The organism is Vulcanococcus sp. (assembly GCF_044369115.1).
Lineage (GTDB): Bacteria > Cyanobacteriota > Cyanobacteriia > PCC-6307 > Cyanobiaceae > Vulcanococcus.
Genome location: NZ_JBIPMN010000228.1, coordinates 1 through 3241, shown reverse-complemented (window position 1 = coordinate 3241; position 3241 = coordinate 1). Strand labels below are relative to the sequence as shown.

Here is a 3241-nt window from a genome sequence, read left to right as displayed (position 1 = left end):
AAATCCGTGCGCGTTGTGTCCGACCATCCGCCATCCACACCGGAGCGTTCGCTTCAGCCCGCCAGCTTGAAGTGGGAGGCTGACGGTGAGCTGTCGCAGCAGGATGTGTTCAACCTTGTGTGCAAGCTGCGGGCCGTCGAGCCGGGGAAAACCAGCAATGAGCTTTGGCGTCTCGGCCAGAAATATCCCAGTCAGCGCTGATGGTCTGTATCAATGTTCAGCATGGACGTCTTGCCATGGATTCCTGATCAGCGGATCAGATGGTTGCCGTTGTTACGGGTGGATCGCATCAAATGATTACATTGCATGACCCTCTGAACGGTTTGGCTCATGCATTCCGATCTGTCTGGTGGAGTTGAACTCTCCATAGGTCAACAGTTCGAGATCGAACGCTTCAGTCGAGCGATCGATGCCACGGCCGATCCCGAGCAATTGCGACATCTCGCCAAACAACTGTTGCAGGCCTGGCACACCCAGAAGGCGGCCACGCACTGGGTGACCAATCAGCAGGCCTAATCCTGCGCATGACCGAGGCCACTGGCTCTTCGTTCCAGCGGCGATCTCCTTAGGGTTGGCACTGAGATTCTGTTGGGTTTGGCTCCAGTTGCTGCACCCTGCTGCCCTCGGGCATTCCTGTTCGGGTCATGTTGGATAGCTCTGCTCTCAGCCCTGCTCGTGGGCTGCACCAGCCCAGCCCGTCGCTCCGAGAACACCCCGGCTGCAGACTCGGGTAAGCCTGTGGTGCTCACCACCTTCACGGTGCTGGCAGATCTGGCTCGGCAGGTGGCGGGTGATCGCCTGGAAGTGCGCTCGATCACCAAGCCCGGCGCCGAGGTGCACGGCTATGAGCCAACCCCCAGCGATCTTGAGGCTGCCCAAGGCGCCAGCCTGATTGTGCAAAACGGTCTTGGCCTCGAGCGCTGGTCTGATCGTTTCGTGGCCTCATCGGGCAAGGTACCCACCGTCACCCTCAGCCAGGGCATGCAGCCGGTGCTGATCGAGGGGGATGTGGCGGCCGGCAAGCCCAATCCCCACGCCTGGATGTCGCCGAAGCGCGCCGAGCACTACGTGGATCGTTTGGTGTCGGCTTTCTCCGACTTAGATCCAGCCGGTGCGGCCGGCTATCGCCAGCGGGGAGAGGCCTACAAACAGCAGCTCAAAGCCCTCGATGCCGACCTGCGCCAAGCGCTGGCTCAGGTGCCGCCGAACCAGCGGCTGCTGGTGAGCTGTGAAGGCGCCTTCAGCTATCTGGCCCGCGATTACGGCCTCGATGAGGCCTACCTCTGGCCCGTGAATGCGGAAACCCAGGTCACCCCCAAGCGCCTGGCCCGCTTGATCGACACGGTGAAGCAACGGCGGGTGCCGGCTGTGTTCTGTGAAAGCACCGTGAGCGATGAGGCGCAGCGGGAGGTGGCCAGGGCGACGGGCGCCAGATTCGGGGGTACCTTCTACGTTGATTCCCTCTCCGGCAGCGGTGGTCCAGCCCCCAGCCTGCTGGCCTTGCAACGCCATAACGTGAACCTGATCGTGCAAGGCCTGAGCGGGAAGTCGGCCAGTGGATCGCCGCAATGAGTGGCCGTCTGATCCCACCGGCTGGCCCTCGCATCGAGGTGGAGCAGCTGTGCGTGGATTACAACGGCACTGTTGCTCTCTACGACGCCGATCTCAGCCTGCCGCCGGGTTGCATTTGCGGTCTGGTGGGGATGAACGGGGCAGGCAAAACCACCTTGTTTAAGGCGCTCACCGGTTTTGTGCGCCCGTCCCATGGACGGATCCGCATCAACGGCCAAACGGTGTTCGCGGCCCAGCGCGATCAGGCCGTCGCCTATGTGCCCCAAAGCGAGGGGATCGACTGCAACTTCCCCATCTCTGTTTGGGATGTGGTGATGATGGGTCGCTATGGCTCGATGTCGGTGTTGCGCTGGCCGCGCCAATCGGATCGGGTGGCAGTGCGCGATGCGCTTGAGCGGGTGGATCTGCTCCCGTTGGCTCAGCGCCCGATCGGTGCTCTCTCTGGCGGCCAGCGCAAACGGGCCTTTCTGGCCCGGGCGATTGCTCAGCGGGCTTCGGTGTTGCTGCTGGATGAACCGTTCAACGGCGTGGATGTGCGCACCGAGCAGCTGATGGCGCAGCTGTTTCTGCAGTTTCGCCAGGAGGGCCGCACGATCTTGATCTCCACCCATGATCTGGGCCATATCCGCGAGTTCTGCGATCTGGTGGTGCTGATCAACCGCACCGTGTTGGCGTACGGCGAAACCAGTGCCGTATTCACCCCGGAAAATCTGGCCCGCACCTTCGGCGGGATGGTGCCCAAGCCATGACCTGGCTGCTTGAACCGCTCAGCCATGCCTTCATGGTGAAAGCCCTGCTTGTGAGTGCCCTGGTGGGGGGCGTCTGCGGCTTGCTCTCCTGCTACATGACCCTCAAGGGCTGGGCCCTGATGGGCGATGCCGTGTCTCACGCGGTGATGCCGGGGGTGGTGGTGGCCTACGCCCTGGGTCTGCCGTTTTCGCTCGGGGCCTTTGTGTTCGGTGTGGGCTCGGTAGCGGCCATTGGCTTTGTGAAGCAGAAATCGCGCATCAAGGAAGACACGGTGATCGGTCTGGTGTTCACCGGCTTCTTTGCCCTGGGCTTGGTGCTGGTGTCGAAGGTGCGCAGCAACATCGATCTCACCCACATCCTGTTCGGCAACGTGCTGGGCATCTCCAGCTCCGACATTCAGCAGACCCTGCTGATCTCGGCTCTGGTGGTGGCTCTGCTGCTGGTGTTCCGCCGCGATCTGCTGCTCTTTTGTTTTGATCCCACCCATGCTCGCTCGATCGGGATCAACACCGGTCTGCTGCACTACATGCTCTTGTCGGTGCTCTCGCTCACGGCGGTGGCGGGTTTGCAAACCGTGGGTGTGATCCTCGTGGTGGCCATGCTGGTGACTCCAGGTGCCACCGCTTATCTGCTCACCGATCGCTTTGATCGGATGACGCTCCTCGCCATCGCCAGCAGCGTGCTCTCCAGCCTGATCGGTGTGTACGTGAGCTACTGGAGCGACAGCTCCACCGCCGGCTGCATCGTGCTGGTTCAAACGGGCCTGTTCCTGCTGGCTTTCCTGCTGGCCCCTCGCTACGGCATCCTGAGCTCCCAGCGTTCCCAGGCTCCCTAGGCGTGTCGGATCAGTCCTGGCCCTGGTGGCCGCTGCTGCCGCTTTATCCCTATGGGCGCCGCCGCACCCTCGTGCGTGAGCTGA

General features: G+C 62.4%; 5 protein-coding genes. All 5 read left to right on the top strand.

What is annotated here, in order from left to right; translation table 11 throughout:
* Window positions 1-201: hypothetical protein (locus ACIQ2E_RS13590; RefSeq protein ID WP_398331604.1), on the top strand; the 201-nt coding region annotated here is incomplete at its 5' end.
* 129 nt (window positions 202-330) lie between these two features.
* Window positions 331-516, top strand: a complete 186-nt coding sequence (locus tag ACIQ2E_RS13585) for a hypothetical protein (protein ID WP_398331601.1) — start codon at window positions 331-333, stop codon at window positions 514-516.
* A gap of 159 nt (window positions 517-675) precedes the next feature.
* Window positions 676-1572: a metal ABC transporter substrate-binding protein gene (locus ACIQ2E_RS13580; RefSeq protein WP_398331598.1), complete on the top strand. Its 897-nt coding sequence runs from the start codon at window positions 676-678 to the stop codon at window positions 1570-1572.
* Window positions 1569-2321 (top strand): metal ABC transporter ATP-binding protein, encoded by a 753-nt coding sequence (locus ACIQ2E_RS13575; RefSeq protein ID WP_398331595.1) that lies wholly within the window; start codon window positions 1569-1571, stop codon window positions 2319-2321. Before ACIQ2E_RS13580 ends, ACIQ2E_RS13575 begins: the two co-directional genes overlap by 4 nt.
* Entirely contained in the window at window positions 2318-3157 is an 840-nt protein-coding gene (locus tag ACIQ2E_RS13570; protein ID WP_296444818.1) for a metal ABC transporter permease, read from the top strand. The genes ACIQ2E_RS13575 and ACIQ2E_RS13570 overlap by 4 nt, the downstream gene beginning before the upstream one ends.
* Window positions 3158-3241 lie beyond the last annotated feature (84 nt).